Origin of the sequence: Yinghuangia sp. YIM S10712, assembly GCF_051388935.1 — a bacterium.
Classification (GTDB): domain Bacteria; phylum Actinomycetota; class Actinomycetes; order Streptomycetales; family Streptomycetaceae; genus Yinghuangia.
Genome location: NZ_JBPKBI010000011.1, coordinates 16,277 through 39,321 on the forward strand (window position 1 = coordinate 16,277; position 23,045 = coordinate 39,321).

General features: G+C 70.9%; 21 protein-coding genes. 12 read left to right on the forward strand and 9 right to left on the reverse strand.

Features of this window, described 5'->3' with window-relative positions:
* Positions 1 to 232 precede the first annotated feature (232 nt).
* Together ACRX5W_RS21450 and ACRX5W_RS21455 are read left to right on the forward strand one after the other, a co-directional pair.
* A complete protein-coding gene (locus ACRX5W_RS21450; protein ID WP_436789853.1) occupies positions 233 to 1,399 on the forward strand; it encodes an acyl-CoA dehydrogenase family protein in 1,167 nt (388 codons plus the stop codon).
* 204 nt (positions 1,400 to 1,603) lie between these two features.
* A complete protein-coding gene (locus tag ACRX5W_RS21455) occupies positions 1,604 to 2,380 on the forward strand; it encodes a helix-turn-helix domain-containing protein (RefSeq protein WP_436789854.1) in 777 nt (258 codons plus the stop codon).
* Positions 2,381 to 2,800: 420 nt separating this feature from the next.
* Here ACRX5W_RS21455 and ACRX5W_RS21460 read toward each other — a convergent pair whose 3' ends face one another.
* Positions 2,801 to 3,850 (reverse strand): porin PorA family protein, encoded by a 1,050-nt coding sequence (locus tag ACRX5W_RS21460; RefSeq protein WP_436789855.1) that lies wholly within the window; start codon positions 3,848 to 3,850, stop codon positions 2,801 to 2,803.
* Positions 3,851 to 4,127: 277 nt separating this feature from the next.
* Between ACRX5W_RS21460 and ACRX5W_RS21465 the strand changes: the two genes are divergently transcribed.
* A complete protein-coding gene (locus tag ACRX5W_RS21465; protein ID WP_436789856.1) occupies positions 4,128 to 4,442 on the forward strand; it encodes an MTH1187 family thiamine-binding protein in 315 nt (104 codons plus the stop codon).
* A gap of 52 nt (positions 4,443 to 4,494) precedes the next feature.
* On the opposite strand, the gene ACRX5W_RS21470 is transcribed toward ACRX5W_RS21465, so the two are convergent.
* The 6 genes from ACRX5W_RS21470 to ACRX5W_RS21495 all read right to left on the reverse strand — a co-directional run bounded on the left by ACRX5W_RS21470 (position 4,495) and on the right by ACRX5W_RS21495 (position 11,721).
* Positions 4,495 to 4,713 (reverse strand): DUF5302 domain-containing protein, encoded by a 219-nt coding sequence (locus tag ACRX5W_RS21470; RefSeq protein ID WP_436789857.1) that lies wholly within the window; start codon positions 4,711 to 4,713, stop codon positions 4,495 to 4,497.
* Positions 4,714 to 4,760: 47 nt separating this feature from the next.
* Positions 4,761 to 5,888: an NUDIX hydrolase gene (locus tag ACRX5W_RS21475; RefSeq protein ID WP_436789858.1), complete on the reverse strand. Its 1,128-nt coding sequence runs from the start codon at positions 5,886 to 5,888 to the stop codon at positions 4,761 to 4,763.
* 225 nt (positions 5,889 to 6,113) lie between these two features.
* Positions 6,114 to 8,237 (reverse strand): SpoIIE family protein phosphatase, encoded by a 2,124-nt coding sequence (locus ACRX5W_RS21480; protein ID WP_436789859.1) that lies wholly within the window; start codon positions 8,235 to 8,237, stop codon positions 6,114 to 6,116.
* A 222-nt stretch (positions 8,238 to 8,459) separates the two neighbouring features.
* Complete coding sequence (locus ACRX5W_RS21485; protein WP_436789860.1) at positions 8,460 to 9,704, reverse strand: acyltransferase family protein; 1,245 nt, start codon at positions 9,702 to 9,704, stop codon at positions 8,460 to 8,462.
* Between the two features lie 204 nt (positions 9,705 to 9,908).
* Complete coding sequence (locus tag ACRX5W_RS21490; protein WP_436789861.1) at positions 9,909 to 11,231, reverse strand: cation:proton antiporter domain-containing protein; 1,323 nt, start codon at positions 11,229 to 11,231, stop codon at positions 9,909 to 9,911.
* 4 nt (positions 11,232 to 11,235) lie between these two features.
* Positions 11,236 to 11,721 carry a cation:proton antiporter regulatory subunit gene (locus tag ACRX5W_RS21495; RefSeq protein ID WP_436789862.1) on the reverse strand — a complete coding sequence of 162 codons (486 nt, stop codon included), beginning with the start codon at positions 11,719 to 11,721 and terminating at the stop codon, positions 11,236 to 11,238.
* Positions 11,722 to 11,976: 255 nt separating this feature from the next.
* Here ACRX5W_RS21495 and ACRX5W_RS21500 point away from each other — a divergent pair, with 255 nt between their 5' ends.
* The 4 genes from ACRX5W_RS21500 to ACRX5W_RS21515 all read left to right on the forward strand — a co-directional run bounded on the left by ACRX5W_RS21500 (position 11,977) and on the right by ACRX5W_RS21515 (position 15,125).
* Complete coding sequence (locus tag ACRX5W_RS21500; RefSeq protein ID WP_436789863.1) at positions 11,977 to 12,942, forward strand: HAMP domain-containing sensor histidine kinase; 966 nt, start codon at positions 11,977 to 11,979, stop codon at positions 12,940 to 12,942.
* Positions 12,939 to 13,592, forward strand: a complete 654-nt coding sequence (locus tag ACRX5W_RS21505) for a response regulator (RefSeq protein WP_436789864.1) — start codon at positions 12,939 to 12,941, stop codon at positions 13,590 to 13,592. The genes ACRX5W_RS21500 and ACRX5W_RS21505 overlap by 4 nt, the downstream gene beginning before the upstream one ends.
* 143 nt (positions 13,593 to 13,735) lie before the next feature.
* Positions 13,736 to 14,260: a hypothetical protein gene (locus ACRX5W_RS21510; protein ID WP_436789865.1), complete on the forward strand. Its 525-nt coding sequence runs from the start codon at positions 13,736 to 13,738 to the stop codon at positions 14,258 to 14,260.
* 118 nt (positions 14,261 to 14,378) lie between these two features.
* A complete protein-coding gene (locus ACRX5W_RS21515; RefSeq protein ID WP_436789866.1) occupies positions 14,379 to 15,125 on the forward strand; it encodes a Mut7-C RNAse domain-containing protein in 747 nt (248 codons plus the stop codon).
* Between the two features lie 81 nt (positions 15,126 to 15,206).
* Here the strand turns inward: ACRX5W_RS21515 and ACRX5W_RS21520 are convergent, their stop codons facing one another.
* Positions 15,207 to 15,944: a spermidine synthase gene (locus ACRX5W_RS21520; RefSeq protein WP_436789867.1), complete on the reverse strand. Its 738-nt coding sequence runs from the start codon at positions 15,942 to 15,944 to the stop codon at positions 15,207 to 15,209.
* Positions 15,945 to 16,260: 316 nt separating this feature from the next.
* On the opposite strand from ACRX5W_RS21520, the gene ACRX5W_RS21525 reads away from it, so the two are divergent.
* The 5 genes from ACRX5W_RS21525 to ACRX5W_RS21545 all read left to right on the forward strand — a co-directional run bounded on the left by ACRX5W_RS21525 (position 16,261) and on the right by ACRX5W_RS21545 (position 22,583).
* Positions 16,261 to 17,679 (forward strand): ABC transporter substrate-binding protein, encoded by a 1,419-nt coding sequence (locus ACRX5W_RS21525; RefSeq protein ID WP_436789868.1) that lies wholly within the window; start codon positions 16,261 to 16,263, stop codon positions 17,677 to 17,679.
* Between the two features lie 45 nt (positions 17,680 to 17,724).
* A complete protein-coding gene (locus tag ACRX5W_RS21530) occupies positions 17,725 to 19,965 on the forward strand; it encodes a branched-chain amino acid ABC transporter permease (RefSeq protein WP_436789869.1) in 2,241 nt (746 codons plus the stop codon).
* Entirely contained in the window at positions 19,955 to 20,707 is a 753-nt protein-coding gene (locus ACRX5W_RS21535) for an ABC transporter ATP-binding protein (protein WP_436789870.1), read from the forward strand. The genes ACRX5W_RS21530 and ACRX5W_RS21535 overlap by 11 nt, the downstream gene beginning before the upstream one ends.
* Positions 20,708 to 20,715: 8 nt before the next feature.
* A complete protein-coding gene (locus tag ACRX5W_RS21540) occupies positions 20,716 to 22,110 on the forward strand; it encodes an ABC transporter ATP-binding protein (protein WP_436790010.1) in 1,395 nt (464 codons plus the stop codon).
* 299 nt (positions 22,111 to 22,409) lie between these two features.
* Entirely contained in the window at positions 22,410 to 22,583 is a 174-nt protein-coding gene (locus tag ACRX5W_RS21545; protein WP_436789871.1) for a hypothetical protein, read from the forward strand.
* Positions 22,584 to 22,589: 6 nt separating this feature from the next.
* Here ACRX5W_RS21545 and ACRX5W_RS21550 read toward each other — a convergent pair whose 3' ends face one another.
* Positions 22,590 to 22,880, reverse strand: a complete 291-nt coding sequence (locus ACRX5W_RS21550) for a DUF6343 family protein (RefSeq protein WP_436789872.1) — start codon at positions 22,878 to 22,880, stop codon at positions 22,590 to 22,592.
* Positions 22,881 to 23,045: the final 165 nt, after the last annotated feature.

The following is a 23,045-nucleotide window of genomic DNA, read 5'->3' on the forward strand; positions in this document are numbered from 1 at the left end:
ACCCGGCCGGGGTGGCCGGATCCGACTCGGTCCGGCTGGATCCGACGGGTTCGGGCTGGTGCGTGGACGGTACACGGACCGTGCTCGACCGCCGGTCGTCCGGTGCTCGGACGCCGTTCCCGCGGTTCGCCGGCCTGCGTGTTTTCTCCGACAAAACCTCTCTTCCCCTGGGCCGCCCCTCCGGCTAGCCTGCTCTAAATTAGCAGTGCTAATTTGATGGAGGCCAGGGGACATGGACTTCTCGCTCACCGAGGAGCAGCAGGCGGTACGCGACACGGCTCGCGCGTTCATCGCGAAGGAGGTCATGCCGCTCGAACACGAGGTGCTGCGCCGCGAACGAGCCCACCAGCCCGGCCTGGAGCGCAGTGAGCTACGAGAACTCCAGCTCAAGGCCAAGCAGTTCGGATTCTGGGGACTGTCCACCCCCGAGGAGTACGGCGGCATGGACCTGCCGGCCGTCACCCAGTCGCTCATCTGGACCGAGATAGGCCGCACCTTCGTGCCCTTCCGGTTCGGCGGCGAGGCAGACAACATCCTCTACTTCGCCGACGACCGGCAGAAGGAGGAGTACCTTCTGCCGACCATCGCCGGCGACCGCATCTCGTGCTTCGCGATCACCGAGCCGGGGGCGGGGTCGGACGCCGCGAACATCAAGATGACGGCGCGTCAGGTCGGTGACGAGTGGGTCCTCAACGGCGAGAAGACCTTCATCACCAACGGCAACGAGGCCGACTTCGCCATCGTCGTCGCGGTCACCGACAAGGAGAAGGGCGTACGCGGCGGGGGCACCACCGCGTTCCTCGTCGACCGCGAGATGGGCTGGAAGTCGGAGTTCATCCAGACGATGGGCGAAGGCGGCCCGGCGGCCCTGGTGTTCGACAACGTGCGCGTTCCCGCCCGCAACGTCCTCGGCGAGGTCGGGCAAGGGTTCTCGCTCGGCATGAAGTGGATCGGCAAGGGCCGCTTCGTGATTCCGTCCAACGGCATCGGCATCGCCGAACGCGTCCTGCAGATGGCCATCGAACACGCCAACACACGCGAGACGTTCGGCAGGCCGATCGGCGAAAACCAGGCCATCCAATGGATGATCGCCGACTCGGAGACCGAACTCGAAGCCGCCCGCATGCTCGTGCTGCGCGCCGCCTGGGCCATCGACGCGGGTCTGCCGCCGCGCCACAGCTCCTCCATGGCCAAGCTCTACGGCGCCGGCATGGTCAACCGCGTCGTCGACCGCGCCCTCCAGATCCACGGCGGCATGGGCTACACCCGCGAACTGCCCATCGAGCGCTGGTACCGGCAGGTGCGCCTCTACCGCATCTACGAGGGCACGGACGAAATGCTCCGCCTGATCATCTCGCGCGATCTCCTGCGCGGTTACTCGAAGATCGGCCAGGTCTGACCCCGGACAGGGCCCGCAGCCAAGAGCAACCCGAGCAATCAACCGCAACGACACCCACCGGAACACCCATCGGAACACCCACAAGAACACCCACAAGAACAGGCACAGGAGCACTCACAGGAGCACCCACAGGAACAGGCACAGGAACAGGCACAGCCCAGGTATCAGCCCTGCACTCAGGCAAGGTACGGCGAGGGATAACGCATGGCACCCCTGTCAGTGATCGGGAGCGCGCGGACGCGCTCCGCCGACCTGGTGGCCGCGCTGCTCGACGGAGCCGCGCCACACGGCACACCCGCGACCCACAAGCCACACGGCACGACACCGCAACCCCCGAGAACCCCCGATCTGCCGGACGACGCGCGGTACGCGGTACTCGCGCTCGCCGGCCCCGACACCGACCGGCAGTCCGATCTCACGCTGCGCGGCCAGCTCGTCGCCACCACGCTCGAACTCCCGCAGCCCATGCGCCTGATGTGGTACGCCGGGTGCGCGGTCGTCCTCCTCGGCGAAGCTTCGCTCGACGACCTTGTGCGTGCCCTGGACCCGCCGTCAGGCACCCGGGTGGGCGTGAGTCCCGCGGTCGCGGGGCCGGCCGCACTCGGCCGCGCCCGCGCCCTCGCCGAACAGGCGCTGCGGGCCGCGCCCGACACGCCGGTGGCCGTCCTGGAGGAACGCCTCCCCGCCGCACTGGTCGCCGAAAACCCGACCCTCGCCGCCCTGTTGCTCGCTCGGGCGCTGGGCCCCGTCCTCGAACTACCGCCAGTGGACCGCGATTCGCTGCTCAGCACCCTGCGTGCCTGGCTCGAATCGGGCGGCTCCACCCGCCGCGCGGGAGACCGGCTCTTCTATCACCCCAACACGGTGTTGAACCGCCTGCGCCGCTACGAGCACCTGACCGGCCGCCTCCTGGGCGACCCGTTCACCGTCGTCGAACTCACCCTCGCCCTGGAAGCCCACCGGCTCACCACCGCGGAGTGAAGTCCCCCTGCCGGACAAGGCGGTACGGCCCCGCGAGACACCCGACCCGCGCTTCCGTACCGCCTGCCGGCGAACGCCCACACCCACAACGCACGAGGAACAGCAGTCACCGTCAGGGCCGTTCGCCCGCCCGGCGGCGCTGTTCGCGGCACGGACCGGCCTTCGCGGCGTTCACCGGCGGACGGGCATGCTCGGCTTCCCGCGGCCGTGCGACCCCCGCGCCGATATCTCCCGCACCTGCCACCGCACCCTCTCCACCTTCCGCTGCCGGAACCACACACTGAACACACACGGCATCCGACAAAAGCTGACAAAGCGGCGGCGTTGATGCGCTACTCGTTTTTTGAGCTGCGGGCGATACAGCGCCGCGAGGGGTTGTGTTGGGAACCGGCTGAGCACGTTGCCGGGCTTGGGTGTGTGTCAGGCGTTCGGGGGAGGAGTGGGGGTCTCGCGAGGTCGACGACGTCGGATGAGCAGGACGGCGGCGATCAGTACTGCTCCGACCACGCCCACCACGATGGGCAGGATGGTACCGACGAGCATGATGGCGTCGTGCGCGTCGTTGGCGTCGTCCGCGGCGGCTTTCACGGATTTGGGCGTCTGCTGGTACGAGACGTCGGAAACCGGCAGCAGCGGGAGGAACGCGCCGCTGCTGGGGGCGACGACCCCGGCCACGCGCTGTTGGGACCGCTGGGTGTCGATCACGATACCGGTCTCGGGATGGATCCAGAAAGCGTCAGTGCTCTCCAGCGTGTACGTGAGCGGCACCGGGTCCCCCAGCGTCGGCAGCAAAGCCGCCAGTTGCTGCTGGGCCGCGGGTGAGAGAGGCCCGAGTTGGGCGACACGCGCCAGAGTTGCCTGCGGGATGGCCGGCGGCAGACTGGCGAGCACTTGGGAGTCGGTGATCCGGGTGGGCGGCAGATGCGCTTCGTAGACGTACGTACTGACGCCCGATTTGTTTTCCGTTCGTGTGTACGTCAGCGGCGTCGTGGTCTTGGTCTCCGGCCGCCAGCCGGTGTACGTCTTCTTCTTCGCGCCGAGTGGCCAACTCACCGTCAGACCTTGGGCGTCGATCACCGCCCAGTCCGCCGGAGGGTTGGTGGCGGGCTGGAGCGTCTTGCGGTTGACGGCGTACTTCCAATCCGTCCTCTCGACGAGGTTGCCTGCGGCGCTCGTCGTCCGGATGTCGCTGAACAGAGCCGTGTTGCCCGAGGTCTTGTCGACTTTCACTGTCCGCTCGACGGCCACGGGGACGTCCCGCTTGATGGCCGCCGCAATGTTGCCCTTCGCCACCTCCTGGGAATCCACCAGAGTCCTGAAGGTGCCGGTGTAGGAGCGCGTGACGTCCGTGTCATCAGGCACTCGTTTCACGTAGTCCGGCGTGATGACGAACGCGAGTACGAAAGCACCGGCGATCAGCACCAGACCCACCACGACGCCGATACCGCGGAGTACGGTGTTCGTCCGCATGATCCGCCCTCCCGATGAACTAGGTCCGTAACCGCGCCCCTGTCTGAGCCCAGTGTTCAGGGGACACCTCGATCCCGCCCCCGCTGACTGCCATCCGTGTGAACGCTGCCGCCGCCCGGGGTGTTGGCGCGCCAGCGCCAGCGCCAGGGCACCGGGGCGGGCGGTGGTGTCCGGGGGACGACTGCCGCACGGCCGGGGAGACCGCGCCGCCCGTCAATCCCTCCCGCCCACCGCACTACGCTTGCCGGGCACGTCGGGCACGTGGAAGGGACCTGTTGTGATCGTCGCGTTTTCCGTGACACCGCTGGGAGCCGGCGAGGCGGTCGGCGAAGCCGTGGCCGAGGCCGTTCGGGTGGTCCGGGCCAGTGGCCTGCCGAATCGCACCGACGCGATGTTCACGTCGATCGAAGGCGAGTGGGACGAGGTGATGGCCGTCGTGAAGCAGGCCGTCGAGGCGGTGCAGGCGCACAGCGGGCGGGTCAGCATGACGCTGAAGGCGGACATCCGCGACGGTGTGACCGACGGGCTCACCGCCAAGGTCGCCAGGGTCGAGCGGTATCTCGCGGAGCACCCGGACGGCGCGGACGGCTGAAAGAGTCCGCGCGGGCGCGCACACCCGAATGCGTGCGCGCCCGCGCGGGCGGTCAGCCGCCGCTCTTGCGTTGGAAGTTGCGCTGCTGGTGGGCCGGGCCGTGCGCGCCGCCGTGGACCTTGGCGTGGTCGTCCGGCCCGGTGTCCACGGAGTCGGTCTTGGCGCCGCGCTTGCGGGCGAGCGCTTCGCGGAACTTCCGCTTGACGTCCTCGCCGGCCCCCGTGTCCTCGGCCGCGGGTTCACTCGCGTTTGTTCCTGTGTCATCGCTCATGCGCACAAGGTACCGGGATCACCCGCCGCGTACGCCGCGATGAGGCCTCACGCGAAGTCGACGCCCTTGTCGGGGGCCTCCTCGACGGTCCAGGTGTCGTTGAGCGGCACGCCGAGTTGTTCGTGCGCGATCTGCTGCGCGGCCAGCGCCTCGGCCGCCATCTCCGGGCCGCCGCCCATCAGCCCGGCCGCCATGCGCGGCGACGTCAGCAGGCGGCGCCACGTGAAGCCGGTGGCCGGGTCGACGGCCGCGGGGCCGAGGGAGCGGAGTACCGCGGCGGTGCGCAGCCGGGCGGCCGGGGTGCGGCCGTACAGCAGCCCCTCGTGGTCGTGCAGGTAGCCGATCGGCGCGGTCTCGGCGAGCACCGCGCCGGCTTCCTCCTGCGCCTCGCGGACGAGAGTCGCCGTCGCGTCCGCGTCCTCCGGTTCGACGGTGCCGCCGGGCAGGTTGAGGACGCCGTTCGCGCCGGCGAGCACCAGTACGCGGCCGTCGGGCGCGAACAGCCACCCCCACGACTGGCGTACGGGCAATTCCTCCGGCACCGCGGCGCCCGGGTGCCACGTCCACGGCAGGCCGACGCGGACCCACTCGCGCACCCCGAACCGGGCGCGCAGCGGCACGTTGTGGTGGTCGGCGCTGGGCAGCGGGCGCAGCGCGGACGCGGCACCCGGTACGTGGGCGACGGGTGTTCCGGGCGCCTGGAAGTGCAGCGCGTACGGCACGCCCGCGGCGATCGCGTCGAGTCCGGCGCGCACGTAGCCCACGATGCCGTCCGGTACGGCGTCGAGGTCGTCGAGGTCGGCCCACAGGAGGCCGTCGTGCTTGTGCGGCTCGGCGTTGTGGGGGCGCCCGGGTTGTCCGGGCCAGCCGAGCGCGCGGAAGAACCAGCCGGTCCGCGCCTTGGCCTCGGTGCGCGGGCCCTGGTGCTGCATGACCAGTTCGCAGCGCAGCAGTTCCGGGGTCAGGACGACTCCGGTCTCCTCGCGTGCCTCGCGGATCGCGGCGGTCACGACGTCCTCGTCGGCCTCCAGGTGTCCGGACGGCAGGGTCCACAGGCCCGCGCCGTATTCGGAGTCGGGTCCGCGCCGCAGAAGCAGTACGCGCCCTTCGTCGACCAGCAGCACGTGCACGTCCACGGCGGTCAGGAATCGTGCGTCGGGGTTTGTCGTTTCCACGTGTCAACACCCGTTCCTCGGGCGGCCGTTGGGGCAGGCCGCGAGGGGACCAGTCTGCCGGTCGGCCGGGGAACCGCGGCGGGGCGGGAAGCCGGCCAGGGGGCCGTTGGCGCTGCGCGTCCCGGGTCGCGCGGCGGCTGCGGGCTCGGCGCCCGCGGTGTTCTCGCGAGCGCCGAGCCGCCGGTTGAGCGGGCGTCAGGTCGGCCCGGCGTGTCCGGGCTGCTCTCAGGCTTCCGGCGGCCCGCCCGCGTGCAGCAGCAACAGTGCCACGTCGTCGGTGTAGCCGTTCGTGGGACGGGAGTGGCGCAAGGCTGTCTCCGCGCCCATTTCGAGGTCGGGGTGGTCCGTCTCGGCGAGCGCGCGGGCGACCGACGTGATGGCGCGGCCGATGTCGCCGTGCGGGGATTCGACGAGGCCGTCCGTGTAGAGCACGAGCACGGCGTCGGACGGCAGTTCGATCTCGGTGAGGGGGTAGTCGGCTCCCGGGTCGATGCCGAGGAGCAGGCCGGGGGGTACGTCGAGGATTCGGGTGCGCCGGTCGGGAAGCCACAGCAACGGCGGCGGGTGGCCGGCGTTCGCGAAGCAGAGGCGGTTGTGGACCAGGTCGAACTGCGCGTACAGGCACGAGGCGAACAGGTTCGTGTCCAGATCGATGAGCAACTGGTTGGTGCGTGAGAGGACTTTGTCGGGCGGCGTGCCGGCGGCCGTGTGGGCGTGGATCGCGGTGCGCACCTGGCCCATGAGTGCGGCGGCGGCCACGTTGTGGCCCTGCACGTCGCCGATGACGGCCGCCGCCGCGCCGGGACCAAGCTGGATCAGGTCGTAGAAGTCGCCGCCGATGTTCATGCCCGCCGTCGCGGGGAGGTAGCGGGCATGCACGCGCAGTCCCGGGATGTCCGGCAGCACACGCGGCAGCAGCGCCTCCTGGAGGTCGTGGGCGATCTTGTGCTTGGCGTCGAACAGGCGGGCGCGGTCCAGGGCCTGGGCGATGACCCCCGCGATGGCGCCCATGATCGCGCGTTCGCCCACGGGGAATTCGTGCGGCCTCTCGTACGAGATGACGCAACTGCCGATAGGCCGGCCGGAGACGATCAGCGGGAGGATGGCCCAGGCGTGTTTGCCGCTCACCAGCGGAAGTTCGGGGTAGACGCGCTGCAATTCCTCGCGGGAGGCGTAGAACACCGGGACGCCGCTGATCAGGCTCCGCGCGCCCGGTTCGTTGACTGTGTCGAACGAGATGTCGTCGAAGCGCCGGAGGTAGTCCCGGTCGTAGCCGCGGTGACCCGCGATGCGCTGCCGGCCGTCCTCCAGGTGGTAGACGATCAGCCCCTCCGCTCCGAACGCGGGCAGAATCTCGTCGGCGACCCGGTCGATGACGTCCGCGACGCTCACGGCCTCGGTCAGCACGGTGGCCAGGTGCATCAGCCGGTAGAGCTGCCCGGCCTGCCGGGGCGGACCGGCGTCGGGGGGTGGACCGGGCGCGTCGGGAAGGGGGTCCGCGACGTCGGCGGTCTCGCGGTGGACGCGGATGCTGATGCCGGTGTCGTCCGGATACAGGACGAACCGCAGCCAGTGATCGGGGGGCCGGTACGCGGTCACGCTGACCGGCTTGCGGCTGAAGACGGCCGCGCGGTACTGGTCCTCGTACACCGGATCGTCCAGCCAGCGCAGGCTGTGCCACGGAGTCGTCCCGACGAGCTCCTCGGCGCCGCGGCCCAGCAGGGAGGCCGCCGACGCGCTGACGTACGTGAACCGGCCCTCCAGATCCAGCGCGGCGCAGCCGCCCGGCAGCCGCTCGGCGAAGTCGGCGGCCGAGGTCGACGCCAGTTCCTCCGCGCCCGACAGGATCCGCGGCCGTTCCGGCGGCACGACGGGGAGGCCGGCGCGTACGGCGTCTTCGATCGCCCCCGCCATGCGCCGCGCTGCGGAGGCGACGTGGGTGCGCTCGCGCCGGATGAACTTGGGCGGTTGCTCGGCCGACCAGACCAGGAAAACACCGCCCCAGCACCGCGTCGCACCGGTGAGCGGGGCGGCCAGCACCGAGAAGGGATAGGGAAGGACCAGTGCCACGCGGGGGAACCTGCGCGCCATCTCTTCCTGGCCGGTCACGGAGACCACCCGGTTGGTGCGGACGGCTTCGGCGACCGGGATCGGGGCGGTTACCGGGGTACGCAGCCATGGGCCGAAGAATTCCGCGGGGGCGCCGCGCAGGACCGTCAGATGCATGATCCCTGTCTCGGGGACGAGCAGGTACAGGCCTCCGATCGCGGTGTCGGTACGACGCATCACCTCGATGAGCATCTGGTCCAACACCCCCGACTCGACCGGCGGCTGCGAGCTGTCCGTCACCGCGTCGCCTCCTGCCGTGTCGCCGAACACCTCCGACGTGCGGCCCGAGCCGGGCAGCCGCTGCGTTTGCCCGGCGGCGCGGCGTCGGCGGCAGAGCGCGGACGCGGGGCGGTCGCGGTGCTGCCGCTGCCGCGTGCGCCGCGCCGCGGACTGTGCCCGGTGTGCTGCGGGCTGTGCATCATGGCGTCGGATTCCCGCCGGGAAGTGCCGTTTCGCATCTCCCTACGACGCTACTCCGCCCGGAGGGCGCGAGCCCCCCGAGTCGGCCGGCGCGTCGGGCGCGGGGCTGCGTGGACCGGGGGGTTCGGGTTCCCTGGGTGGTTTCGTGGGTTCCGGCGGCTTCCCGGGCCCGTGCCCGGGCCCGGGCACGTACGGCGGCTTGCGCGCGCCGCCCGGCCGCGGGGTGTCCCCGGCGGGCAGATACCGGTCGCGGACGCGGGTCAGCGCGTCGTACGCGGGCCGCTCGACGACGGTGGTGAGCAGCCAGCCCAGCAGCAGTCCGGTGGCGAGCATCGCGGGGACCTGGACCCACGGCCCCGCGCCGACGCCGTGCAGGCGGCCCATGACGACGTAGCCGATGGACTGGTGCATCAGGTAGACGCCGTAGCTGATCCCGGCCAGCCCGCGGACGGCGGGCTGGAGCCAGGCGGGGATCGCCGTGTCCCAGTCGGGGCCGACGGCCGCCGCCCACACAGCGGCGGTCAGCACGGAGACGCCCAGGGCGGTGTCCCAGTCCTGGGTCTGCACCCCGTGCAGGACCATGCCGACGGTGGCGAGCAACACGCCGTGCGCACGTCCGATCCGCCCCCGGGCGACGAGGAACACGGTGACGCCGACGGCCACCAGGTGCATGCGGTGCCAGCCGAGCCCGTCGTGGAACATCCGGAACGGTTCCCACGACGTATGTACGCGGATCGGCCACAGCGCCGCTTCCCCCAGCAGCGCCGTCCACAGCAGCACGGGCGCCGGAGGGCGGGTGCGGCTGTACCGCAGCACCACCAACAGCACGGTGAAGGCCGTGAGTTGTATGGGGAGGGTCCAGTACGACGCGTCGACGTACACGTACTTCTGCGGTTTCCACTGCCACAGCATCGCCAGATTCGCGCCGATGTCGCCCCACGAGGGCGTCCACCAGCCGGGCGGCGACCAGGTCCGCATGGCGTACCCGGTGACCAGGACCGCGGCCCAGAATGCGGGGAGGATGCGGCACATCCGGCCCAGCCACCAGCGCAGCGCGTCGTGCCGGTGCAGCGAGACGGCGGCGAAGTACCCCGACACGATCAACAGGGTGCTGGCGCCCACCGGATGGCTGAACGAGACCGGTAAGGCGCCGAGCTCGGGATGCCACGCCGGTCCGAGGTGGGTGCTGTGGAACAGCAGCACGAACAGCACCGCGGCGGCCCGGAGCACATCCCAGCTCAGTTTCCGGGGCGACGGAGGCCGGGCGATCGCTGCTTCGGCGGACATCGTGCAAGAACTCCTGGGGTGTCTGACGCGGACGCCTGGTCGGCGACGGCGGATCATCGCGCGAGGTCCTGGGCGGCAGGCTCGCGCGGTGCGGACGGGTCGGGTGGGCGGCTGGGGCGTGTCGTCGACTCCAGTCGGGCATGCCGCGTCACCGCCGGGCCCGGACTGTGCCCGCAGGCCCTCCGGGAGCCCGGCGGCACGGCCTCAGGGCGACTGCGGTGGCTCGGGGGAACCGGCTTCGGCCGGCTTCGGCATCCCGGGCGCGTCGCCGCTTTCGGGTGTCGCGGATATCCGGAACGCCTCGGAGTCCTCAGCCGTCAAGGAGCGTGTTTCTGCGGTCTCCGGCGCCGTGGCCGGCCCGGGCGTCTTGGGCGGGCGCGCCGCCAGCCGGACACCCACCGTTTCGCTGTAGCGGGCGGTGAGGGGCCCGATGACGACCAGGATGAGTACGTACGCCGTGGCGAGCGGCCCCAGGTCGGGTTCGATGCCGGCGGTGACCGCGAGTCCCGCGATCACGATGGAGAACTCACCGCGGGCCACCAGCGTCCCCCCGGCCCGCCAGCGGCCCTTGACGCCGATCCCGGCGCGCTTGGCGGCCCAGTATCCGGTCGCGACCTTCGTCGCCGCCGTGACGAGCGCGAGGGCGAGGGCGGGGAGGAGGACCGGCGGGATGCTGCTCGGATCGGTGTGCAGGCCGAAGAAGACGAAGAACACCGCGGCGAACAGGTCGCGCAGTGGGCTGAGAAGCGTGTGCGCGCCCTCGGCAACCTCGCCGGACAGAGCGATGCCGACGAGGAACGCGCCGACGGCGGCGGAGACTTGGAGTTCCTGCGCGATCCCGGCCACCAGCAGCGTGAGACCCAGGACGACGAGGAGGAGCTTCTCGGGGTCGTCGCTGGAGACGAACCGGGATATCACGCGGCCGTAGCGGACCGCGACGAACAACACCAGTCCGGCGACGCCGAGCGCGATGGCGAGTGTCAGGCTGCCCTGGGCGATGCCGACACCGGCGACCAGCGCGGTGACGATCGGCAGGTAGACCGCCATCGCCAGATCCTCCAGCACCAAGATGCTGAGGACGACCGGTGTCTCGCGGTTGCCGACCCACCCCAGATCACCGAGCACCTTCGCGATGACGCCGGACGACGATATCCACGTCACCCCGGCGAGGACCACCGCCGCGACCGGGCCCCACCCCAGCAGCAGCGCCGCCACCGCGCCCGGAAGGGCGTTGAGGGCGAAGTCCACCAGCCCCGACGGGTATTGCGTCTTGAGGTTCGTGACCAGATCGGTCGCGGTGTATTCCAGGCCGAGCATCAACAGCAGCAGAATGACGCCGATTTCGGCGCCGATGGCGACGAACTCCTCACTGGCGCCCAGCGGAAGCAGGCCGCCTTCGCCGAAAGCGAGACCGGCCAGCAGATACAGCGGAATCGGGGAGAACTTCAGGCGCCCGGCGACCCGGCCCAGCAATCCCAACGCGAGGATGATCGCGCCGAATTCGATCAGAAAGACAGCCGAATGCACCCGGTCACTCCCGTCCCAGAATCACCGCGGCTGCCGCGACGCCTTCACGTGTACCGATAACGATCAACGTGTCGCCGCCGGCCAGCCGGAAATCCGGTGTCGGGGACGGAATCGCACCCGAGCGGCGCAGCACCGCGACGATCGAGACCCCGGTCTCGGTGCGCATCCGCGTGTCGCCCAGCAACCGGCCGTTCCAGTGGCTGTGCGCCGACAACTCGATCCGCTCGGCGACCAGCCCCAGATCGGTCGTGTGCAGCACGTTCGGGCTGTGATGCGCCGGCACCAGCGCGTCGACCAGCGACGCGGCTTCCGCGCCCGTCAGACGCACCGAATGCGCGCACGCGTCGGGGTCGTCGGCGCGGTACACGTTCACGGTCCGGTGGCCGTCCCGGTGGGCCACCACCGAAATGTGACGGTGCTCGCGGGTGGTCAGGTCGTACTGGACACCGATGCCGGGCAGGGGAGTCGAACTCATCCGCGGGGCAGGCACGGATGACCTCCTTCGAATCGTCCTTCGAATGGAATCGCCGGGAAAGGCGTCGCCGGCGACAAGCGAAGCCGCACAGCGCGTCGCCCCGCGCCGACCGGCGGCAATGCTGCCATCCTCGACAAGTCCCGGTATATGGGTGTCAGCACGGATGGACGCGCCTTCCCGGCACCGGTCAGAATGATCGGCGGCCCGCCGGCAAGGCACCGGATTGCAGGGCATGCGCAAAGACGGCAGAGGAATCGGAGCAACACACCAGTGACGCTGTTCTGGCGGATCTTCCTGCCGAACGGTGCCGTCCTCGTCGCGGCGGCGGTGCTGCTTTTCGGCCCGGTGACGGTCTCGTCGCCCGTGCGGCTGAGCGAAGCGCTGGTGATCGGGACCGGGCTGATCGTGATGCTCACCGCGAACGCCGTCATCCTGCACATGTCCCTGACGCCGCTGGAACGCCTGGCCCGGGCCATGACCACCGCCGACCTGCTGCACCCCGGCGCTCGCGTGCAGGTGACCGGCCCGGGGGAGATCGCCGACCTGATCACCACGTACAACACGATGCTCGAACGCCTCGAAGCCGAACGCGCCGCCAGCAGCGCCCGCGTCCTGTCCGGGCAGGAGTCCGAGCGCCGCCGCATCGCGCAGGAACTGCACGACGAGGTCGGCCAGACCCTCACCGCCGTGCTCCTCCAGCTCAAGCACACCGCCGACCACGCCCCCGAACCGCTGCGCGACGACCTCCACCTGGCCCAGGAGACCACCCGCGCCGGCCTCGACGAGATCCGCCGCATCGCGCGGCGCCTGCGCCCCGGCGTGCTGGAGGAACTCGGCCTGGTCAGCGCGCTGCGGGCACTCGCCACCGAAATCGGCACCCCGGGCCTGGCCGTGCAGGTCCGCATCGGGCCGCACCTCCCGCCGCTCGCCCCGGAGACCGAAGTCGTCCTCTACCGCGTCGCCCAGGAGGGGCTGACGAACGCCGCCCGCCACTCCGGCGCCGACCGCGCGGTCATCCGCCTCGCGCCGCGGGAGCCGGCGTACGGCGTCGAACTCGCCATCAGCGACAACGGCCGCGGCATACGCGGAGCGCCCGAGGGCGCCGGAATCCGCGGCATGCGCGAACGCGCGCTGCTGATCGGCGCCGACCTGACCGTCGGCCCGGGGAAGTCCGGCGGCACCGACGTGCGCCTGACGGTGCCCGCCCGGACGGAAACCAGCGAGGCCGGAGCATGAACGAGCCCACCCGCATCCTGCTCGCCGACGACCACGCGCTGGTTCGGCGCGGCGTACGCCTCATTCTCGACAGCGAACCCGACCTGCACGTCGCCGCCGAGGCCGACGACGGTGCCGAGGCTGTCGCCCTGGCCCGCGGCGAGGACATCGACCTGGCCGTCCTCGACATCGCCATGCCGCGCATGACCGGTCTCCAGGCCGCCCGCGAACTCTCCCGGCTGCGGCCCGAGCTTCGCATCCTGTTCCTGACGATGTACGACAACGAGCAGTACTTCTTCGAGGCCCTGCGGGTCGGCGCCAGCGGCTACGTCCTCAAGTCCGTCGCGGACCGCGACCTCGTCGAGGCGTGCCACGCGGCGATGCGCGGCGAGCCGTTCATCTACCCCGGCGCCGTCACCGCGCTGGTCCGCGGCTACCTCGACCGCATCCGCCAGGGCGACCCGCTGCCCCGCCGCGCGATCACCGACCGCGAGGAGGAGATCCTCAAGCTCGTCGCGGAAGGCCACTCGTCCAAGGAAATCGCCGAGATCCTGGTCATCAGCGCGAAGACCGTGGAACGCCACCGTGCCAATCTGCTCCAGAAACTGGGGCTCAAGGACCGCCTCGAACTGACCCGGTACGCGATCCGCGCCGGGCTCATCGAACCGTGACTCCGCTTCCCGCCCCGGTCGGCAGGGCGGGAGGCGGAGTCACACCCCACCGGGCAACAGGGGGGCGGGAAAAGGCTGTTCGCCGGGCCGTGATCTGGGATGCTGGAGTTTTGCGAGATCGGTTCGGCAGGACGGGGGCGGGTGTGAGCGTCATAGCGGGCAAGATCGTCGAGGAACGCATCGTCATCGCTGCGGACTCCCAGGTGACGCTGGGACACCAGGCCCGGACCGAGGGGACCAAGCTCTACAAGGTCGGAGAAGCGCTGGTATTCGGCGGTTCCGGCAACCTGCGCGACGTCAACCTCATGCGGCTCTTCCTGGACACGCATACGCCCGCGAGCTCCGACGAACGCGACGTCCTGGAGTTCTACGCCGAGTACACCGACTGGTCGAAACGCAAGATGAGCGGCTTCGAGGCCGACTCGTCGTTCCTGTTCGGTTTCGACGGCAAACTGTTCGAGGTCGACTCGCACTTCGACGTCCTGTACTCCGACTTCACCGCGATCGGCTCCGGCTGGGAGTACGCGCGCGCCGCGCTGCACCTGGGCCATTCGCCCACCGAGGCCGTGCAGGTCGCGTGCGACCTGACGATCTACTGCGCGCCCCCGGTGACGGAGTACAGCATCCCGCGCCAGGCCGCCGGAAGCAGCCGGGCGACGGCGGAGTGACCGTGCGGGCCGGTGCGCACGATCCCCCGTCGCACCGGCCCCCGCCGCACCGGAAACCACCGCCGCCGTTGCGGAAAATCCGGCGACCTCGGCCCGGCACCGGTGCCATGCTGGCGGCATGTCCGGAACAGACGCCACCGACCCGTCCCGCACCGTCGCCTTGACCCTCGCCGACGACCTGCACCTCTTCCTCCCGCCCCGGCTCCGGGCCGGACGCGTGACGGCCGCGGTCGCCGACGACTCGACCCTCGGCCACCTCGTCGAGTCGGCGGGCGTCCCGCTGCCCGAGGTCGGCAGGCTGGTCGTGGACGGCGCCGACACCCCCGCGTCGTACCGCCCGCGCGGCGGCGAAACGGTCGAGGTGCACGCGGTCCACCGTCCGCAGGAGGTGCCCGGCGGCGAGCCGCGGTTCCTCCTCGACGTGCACCTGGGTGCGCTCGCCCGCCGCATGCGCCTCGTCGGCCTGGACACCGCCTACCACAACGACTGCGACGACCCGGTGCTCGTCGAGCAGGCCAACGCCGAGCGCCGCGTGCTCCTCACGCAGGACCGGGGCCTGCTCCGCCGCCGCAACCTGTGGTTCGGCGCCTACGTGCGCGGCGTCCGTCCGGACGCCCAACTGGACGATCTGCTCCGGCGGTTCGCCCCGCCGCTGCGGCCGTGGACGCGCTGCACCTCGTGCAACGGCAATCTGACGGCGGTCCCCAAGGAGTCGGTCGTCGCCGACGTCGAGCCGGGCACCCTTGCCGCGGTCGAGGACTTCGCCCGCTGCGACGACTGCGCCCGCGTCTACTGGCACGGCTCGCACGGCGGCCGGCTCGACGAGATCGTCGACACCGCGCTGCGCACGGTCGCACAGGTGTAGCGGCCCACCGCCGGCCCCGGCCATCTCGCGGCCGGGGCCCTGCGGTGCCGTACGTCGTCGGTCCGCCGGGGCGCGCCCGCGTCACCGGGCCAGATAGACCACATCCGGGACGCCGCGCGGCACGCGCACCGGGACCTCCTCGACCCGTACGTCGCCGAACACCGTCGCGAGCCGCTCTTCGAACGCCGGGCTCGCGGCGGCGCTCCACACCGCCAGCACGCCGCCGGGACGCAGGCGGCGGCGCAGCGCGCGCAGGCCCGCATCGCCGTACAGGGAGTCGTTCGACGCGGTGACGGTCCAGTCGGGCCCGTTGTCGATGTCCAGGCAGAGGGCGTCGAACTCGTCGGACGCGCCCGGGACTTCTCCTGCGGACAGCACCCACGCGACCAGGTCGGCGCGGCGTACCTCGACCCGGGGATCGTGCAGCGCGTGCCCGGAGAAGGGGGCGAGCGGGCCGTGCTGCCATGTGATCACAGGCTCCTCGCGCTCGACGACCACGATGCGGCCGACCTCCGGGCGCGCGACCGCGGCACCGAGAGAGAAGCCGACACCGAGGCCGCCGATGAGGACGCGGAGGTCTGTGCGCGGGGTGTCGCCGAGACGCGCGACCGCGTCCAACGCGGCGTCCAACGCCGCGTTCACCAACAGGCGTTCGGACGTTCCGTCGCGCGTGTCCATCAGGAATGTGCCGTTGCTGATGATCTCGAAATGCGGCCCGCGGCGTCGCAGAACGAGCTCGCCGTTCTCCGTCGTGACGCGGTCGACGACCGTTGCGACGGCAAGGTCGCCCGCAATGTCGTCTTCTCGCTTCACCGGCATATCGCTGTCCTCTCCGACCGTTATGCGACCGGCACTTAATGTGCCTGCGACGCCTCTTGCACCCTCATGACGTCGCGGTTAGTGTCCCGGCCATCGCTCCATGGTCCATTGTCTGATGGCACTTCCAGGCCCCGTCTCCGCTCCCGGCCCGCTTCGGTGGGGCCTGCGGCACGCGGAAACGGAACGGCGCACCGCACTGCGAGCACGAGCACCGCGTACGGAACACCGCTGCACCGCACCACGATTGCACGCGCACCACGAATGCCGACCAGGACACCTTGCGTCCGGTCAGCGGACAAAAGTGTCGGGAGGGCTGATGGCGTCACAATCCGCAAGGCGCGCCGCGCGGCGATGGACGATCGGCATGGTCGTGCCGCTCGTCCTCGTCGCAGGCTGCAGCCGATCGGGGGACATGCGGATAGCGGAAGGCGGTGAAGGGGGCGGCACCGTCGTGCAGGCGCAGAACGGGCCTTCCGGCGCACCCGGCGCGACACCCGGGGACTTCGGCGACCTCAAGGGGCTGTGCGGGCCGCGCCCGGCCGACTTCAAGGCACCGACCACGCAGACCCGCGGCGTCACCGACACCGAGATCAAGGTGACGACGATGGGCGACCCGGGGAACTCGATCCAACCCGGGCTGGGCAAGGAATTCTTCGACATGGCCGACGCGTTCGCCAAGTGGTGCAACGACGCCGGCGGCATCAATGGCCGCAAGATCACGGTGAACAAGCGCGACGGCATGCTCACCCAGGCCGCGACGCAGATCACCGAGGCGTGCGAGACCGACTTCATGCACGTCGGCGGCGGCAACCCGCTCGACAACACGACCGTCGAGCCCCGCCTCGGTTGCGACCTGGGCGCGATCCCCGGCTACGTCGTCACCACCGAGGCCCTTCAGGCGCCGCTCCAGGTCCAGCCGGGCGGCACGCGCGCGGACGAAGGGATCGTCGGTCCGCTCAAGGCGCTGTTCGAGAAGTTCCCCGAGTCCAAGGGCAAGGTCGGTGTGCTCGGCCAGAACCTCGGCGCACTGAGCGCGATCGCGGACCGGTACGAGGCCGCCGCCGAGAAGGCCGGCGGCACCGTCGTCAGCAAGCAGCTCGCCGCGCCCATGGGGCAGGAGTGGCGGACGATCGTCGAGACGATGAAGGCCCAGGGCGTCGAAATCCTCATCAGCGCCGGTGCGTTCTCGATCAACGCCACGCCGCTGGTGCAGGAGATGAACAACTCCGGCTGGGAACCGCTGGCGATCCTGTCGGACCAGTCGTCGTACAACAACTTCAACATCCAGACGGCCAAAGACGCCGACATGCCCGGCTTCTACGTGTACTCGACGTTCTGGCCGCAGGAGATGGCCGACCAGAAGCCGGCCGCGAAGCTCGCACTCGACCTGTTCCACACCAAGGAACCGAACGGCCGCATGCAGTACTTCCACTACGCGGGCCTGAACGCCTGGCTGCTGTGGGCCGCCGCCGCGCGGGACTGCGGCGCCGACCTCACCGTCGACTGCGTCATCGAGAAGGCGCAGCGGTCCGACTGGACGGCAGGCGGACTCTACGGCCCCAGCGCCACCGCCGCGCCGGACAAGATGACCAACAGCCGCTGCTTCACGATGGTGGAACTCGACCCGGCCCAGGGCAAGTTCGTCTTCAACGAAGAGCTCACCAAGCCCGACACGGACACGATCTTCAACTGCTCGCCCGACAACGTGGTCCAGCTCGACCGGACCTACTCCTGATCCGAGCGGCGGCGGCTTCGCCGGCCAGGGCCCCCCGGAGGGCGCGTGCAAGAGTTCATCACGTTCACGATCATCGGGCTGGCCACCGGCGGGATCTACGCGATCACCGCCGGGGGCCTGACCCTGACGTACACCACCACCGGCATCTTCAACTTCGCGCACGGCGCGACGGGGATGTTCGCGGCCTTCTTCTACTGGCAGCTCCACTACGGCTGGGGTTGGCCGGTGTGGCTCGCGCTCGTGCTGGTCCTGCTCGTGTGCGCGCCTGTGTTCGGCGTCCTGCTGCACCTGGTGATCATGCGGCGCCTGGAGGGGACTTCGCAGGCGACGCGGCTCATGGTCACCGTCGCCGTCCTGCTCGCGATCGTCGCGGCGGTGTCGTGGATCTGGGACACCAACAAGAACCGGACCGTGCAGCCGTTCTTCCGCGGCCACGTGCTGGAGGTCGGCGGCGTCAACATCCCCTACAGCGACATCACCACGCTCGGCGTGGCGCTGGCCGTCGCGGTCGGCCTGTGGGTGCTGCTGACCCGGACGCGCATCGGCGTCGCGATGCGCGCGACCGTCGACGACCGCCCCCTCGCGATGCTCAACGGCTCCCGCCCGGAGGCCGCGGGCATGCTCGCGTGGGCCATCGGCACGTCCCTGGCCGCGCTGGCCGGCATCCTCGTGGCGCCCAAGCTGTCCCTGAGCCCGCTGCCGCTGACGCTGCTCATCGTCAACGCGTACGCGGCGGCCGTCATCGGGCGGCTGCGCAGCCTGCCGATGACCTTCGTCGGGGCCATGGTCATCGGGGTGGCCGGGGCGTACGCCACCAACTACATCCCCAAGTGGGACCAGGGCGGCCCCTACCTCGCGGGCTTCATCTCCGTGGTGCCCGTCGCGGTGCTGTTCATCGCGCTGTTGCTGCTGCCGCAGTCGCAACTGCGCGGCCACAGCGCGAGCCGGACCCGGGAGTTCTCGCGGCTCCCCACGTGGCGCGGCGGCGTGTTCTTCGCGGTCGCCGTCGTCTTCGGCGCGATCGTGGCCTCGCGGACACTCGCCAAGACGGACCTGTTCGGAAGCACGCAGATGTGGGGCTTCGGGATTATCGGCCTCTCGATGATCCCGCTGATCGGGTATGCAGGCCAACTCTCTTTGTGCCAGCTCAGTTTCGCCGGCATCGGCGCGATCACGGTCGGCCACCTCGGCGAGGGCGGCAACCCCCTCGCCCTGCTGTGGGCGGCGCTGATCTGCGCGGTCATCGGGGCGATCATCGCGCTGCCCGCGCTCCGCCTGTCGGGCATCTATCTGGCCCTGGCCACCGCGGCGTTCGCGGTCGCGCTGGACCGCTGGATCTTCCAACTCCCCAAGTGGACGTGGGGAGACGACGAGTTCCAGGTCTTCAAAAGCGGGACGCTGCAAGCGGATCGGTTCGACCTGCCGCTGGTCGACATCGAAGGCGACCGTGCGTACTTCGTCTTCGGCGCCGTGATGTTCGCGCTGTGCAGCCTTCTCGTGATCGCCATCCGGCGCGGCGAATTCGGCAAACGCCTGCTCGCACTCAAGGACAGCCCCGCCGCGTGCGCGACACTGGGCATGAACCACAAGCTCACCACGCTGTCGGTCTTCGCCACCTCGGCGGCCATCGCGGGCGTCGGCGGCGGCGTCTACGCGGGCGCGGTGCGTTCGGTCAGCGCGACCAACTTCGAGTTCTTCGCGGGGCTTTCGATCCTGATGTCGATGGTCATCGCCGGATTGACGGCGCCCGGCGCGGCCCTGTTCGGGGCAGTCCTGCTCGGCACCCCGCTGATGACGAACCTCTTCCCCGACTGGACCCAACTGACCACCATCCTCATCGGCCTCAACGGCATCGCGCTGGGCCGCAACCCCAACGGCATGATCGCCGCGCAGTTGCGGCCCAAGTGGGATCCCGCGCTGCGGCACCCGTATGTCATGGCCGGCGCGAGCGCGCTCGTGGTGCTGGCGTACCTCGCCCGGGAGGCCGAACTCATCGGCAACTACGCCATGCTCATCGTGATGGCCCTCGCCCTGATCGGCGTCTCGTCGGTGTCGCGCGGTTTGGACGCGCAGCAGGCCGGCAAGGCCAGTGGCAGCGCGGACCTGCCCGAGGGCATGACCGCGCCACCCGAACAGCTCGGTGCGACAAAGCCGTTCACCCCCGCCGACATCGCCGCGCTCGACCGCGAGCTCGGTCTGCCCGCATCCACCGCGATCGCCGCCGTCCCCGCCGTCCCCGCCGTCCCCGCCGTTTCCGTCGGTCCCGGAGGCCGCCATGGGTCTTGAAGTCACCGGTGTCACCGTGCGATTCGGAGGACACGTTGCGCTCGACAACGTGAGCCTGCGCGCGCAGAACGGCCTGATCACCGGGCTCATCGGCCCCAACGGCGCCGGCAAGACCACGATGTTCAACGTCATCACCGGCCTCCAGGCACCGAGTTCGGGGACCGTCACCCTGGACGGCCGCGACATCGGGAAGCTCGCACCCTACAAACGGGCCCGGCGCGGCATGGCCCGGACCTTCCAACGCCTGGAACTCTTCGGGTCGTTGACGGTACGCGAGAACATCCACGTGGCCGCCGCGCAGTACAAGCTGCGCCACCCTTCGGCCGACGGCGCCTCGCGCACCACCGGCGCGCTGCTCGAACGCCTCGGCCTCGTCCCGATCGCGGACGTCCGCGCCGACGCGCTGCCCACCGGGCAGGGCCGCATGGTCGAACTCGCCCGCGCGCTCGCCTGCCGCCCGCGCGTGCTGCTGCTCGACGAACCCGCCTCGGGGCAGGACGAGTCGGAGACCGCGGAATTCTCCCGGGTGCTGCGCGAGGTCGCGGACGACAACGTCGCGGTGCTGCTGGTCGAACACGACATGGACCTGGTCATGGCGGTGTGCGACGAACTCCACGTGCTCGACTTCGGGCGCAAACTCGCCCAGGGCACCTGCGCGGAGATCCAGGCCGACGCCCGCGTGCGAGCCGCGTACCTGGGCGAACCGGAAGCGTCCGACAAGGCTTTGGGGGCGACGTTGTGACCGTGACCATGCAACTCCCCGCTCTTGTCGCGCAATCGGGGCCTCCGGTGCTCGAACTGCGGGGCGTGAAGGCCGCCTACGAGCAGGTCGAAGTGCTCCACGGCGTCGACCTCGCGGTCCCGGCCGGCGCGGTCGTCGCGGTGCTCGGGCCGAACGGTGCCGGCAAGACCACGATGCTCAAGGTCGCGTCCGGCATGCTGCGGCCGACGTCCGGCGACGTGTGGCTCGCGGGCCGGTGCGTCACCGGCGCGTCCCCGGTCGACCTGGCCCGGCTCGGACTGTGCAGCATCCCCGAGGGCCGCGGGGTGTTCCCGAACCTGACCGTCGCCGAGAATTTGTGGATGGCCAGCCATCGCGGTGTGTCCCGCGCGGCGATCGAGGAGCGCGTCTTCCCGGTCTTCCCCCGGCTGAAGGAACGGCGCCGCCAGGCGGCCGGGACGATGTCGGGCGGCGAACAACAGATGCTCGCCATGGCACGGGCGATCGCGACCGATCCCGCGGTGCTGCTCATCGACGAACTCTCCATGGGGCTCGCGCCGTTGGTTGTCGAACGGCTCTTCGAGACGGTCGCCGACATCGCCCGCAGCGGCGTGACGGTGCTCCTCGTCGAGCAGTTCGCCCAGACCGCACTGGGCGTCGCCGACCTCGCCGCCGTCATGACCGGCGGACGCATCACGGAGACCGGCACGCCTGCCGCCGTCGCCTCGGGACTGCACAGCGCGTACCTGGGCGGAGCCGAAGCTGTGGCGGACACCTTCCCGGGGCCGAGGGCGCCCGGGGCAGGCCCCGGGCCGGGCTTCGCGGTGGACTCCGGTCCGGCGCCCGACCCTGCCACCGAACCGGCCCCTGAACCTGCCCCCGGTCCAGGGCCCGCGAAGCCGAGCACCGGGCTGCTCACCGCAAGCGCGGTGCCCCCCGCACCGCCCCCGCCGCCGCGCGACGACGACGGGGGATCACGCGAGACACGAGGCGAGACACGAGGTGAACCGATGAGCACGAACACCGCCGGTGTTCCGCCCACCGTCCCGGAGGGCATCCCGGTGGTGCCCCAGGATCCCCCGGGCACCGCGGCGGAGCGTACGGAGTCACTGGCCCACGAGGTCGCCGGCCTGCGCATCAAGGCGCCTTCGACCACGCTCGACAAGCAGTTGATGTGGCTCGGCGTGGCCCTCATGGTCGCCGGAATCGGCACCGGGATCGGCGCGTACATCATGGCCCACACCACACGCCTGCCCCTGACCCAGCGGGACGCCATCGTCGTCGCCCTGTGCGGTATCCCGATCTCGATCGCGGGCATGGCGGTGTACCTGCGCTACTCGCTCGCCGGGTTCCTCCGCTTCTGGATCGCCCGTCTGATCGCGACGCAGCAGCAGGCGGGGCAGCAACAGCCGCCGATGCGCTGACGGCGGACGGGGACCACGGGAGGAAGTGCGCCCTCGGGAGGCGCCCTTCCTCCCGAGGGAGGGAACGCTCCGGGACGCCGGAGCGTGTGCGAGCTCTCCGCCGGGGCCGCGCCGCCCGACCGCCGCCGGTACGGCGGGAAGGCGACCGGCCAAGGCCCGGAACGACGCGGCCTGTTCCGACGGGGGGCTCGGACACGCTCCGGCGCGGATTCCTCCGCAGGACCGATGCACGGACGGCCGCCCGGTGCAAGGCTGGGCGGCGCACCGACCGGTGCATCCGTACGTGGGAGGGGCGGACCGTGAGTGAGAACCCCGTGGCCGGCGGCCCGGCGGACGCGTCCGGGGCGGATGCCGGCGACCCGTCGGCCGGACCGCGCCGCGACCCGAAGGCGTGGCTTCTGGTGACCGTGCTGGCGGTGCTGGCCGCGGTGCTGGTGTACGCGGTGGTGATGGTCGTCCGCATGCTGAGCTGAGCCGGATCACCGGGGACGCGGCAGGCGCACGCGGCGACCGGCGGTGCCCTGCCGCATGCGCTTGCGGATCACCCCGAGGTCCACGGCCGCGACCAGGGCCGTCGCCGCCGACACCGCCGCGGCGAAGATCCACACCCCCTGATGCGCTTCGGCGACCGCCGCCGCCCACCCGCACGCGGCGGCGGCGATGACCCCCGCGACGAGGGCCCAACGCGAGAGGGCCCGGCGCAGCGGCAGGTCCGTCACGGCATCGTCCGGTTCGGTCCCGTGGCGCTGGGACCGCGGAATCCTCGGCATATGTCGGGGCTACCCGATCGCATGCCGGTGACCCGCGGGACCTGGGGTGGATTCAAGGCCTCAGCGGTGGATCGAGCGCATGCACCGACAGCGGTTGCCCACGCACAGCCGCGCCGGCGCCGCCGCGCCGGCGGGCGAATGAAGCGCCTCCGCCCGCGACTCCCG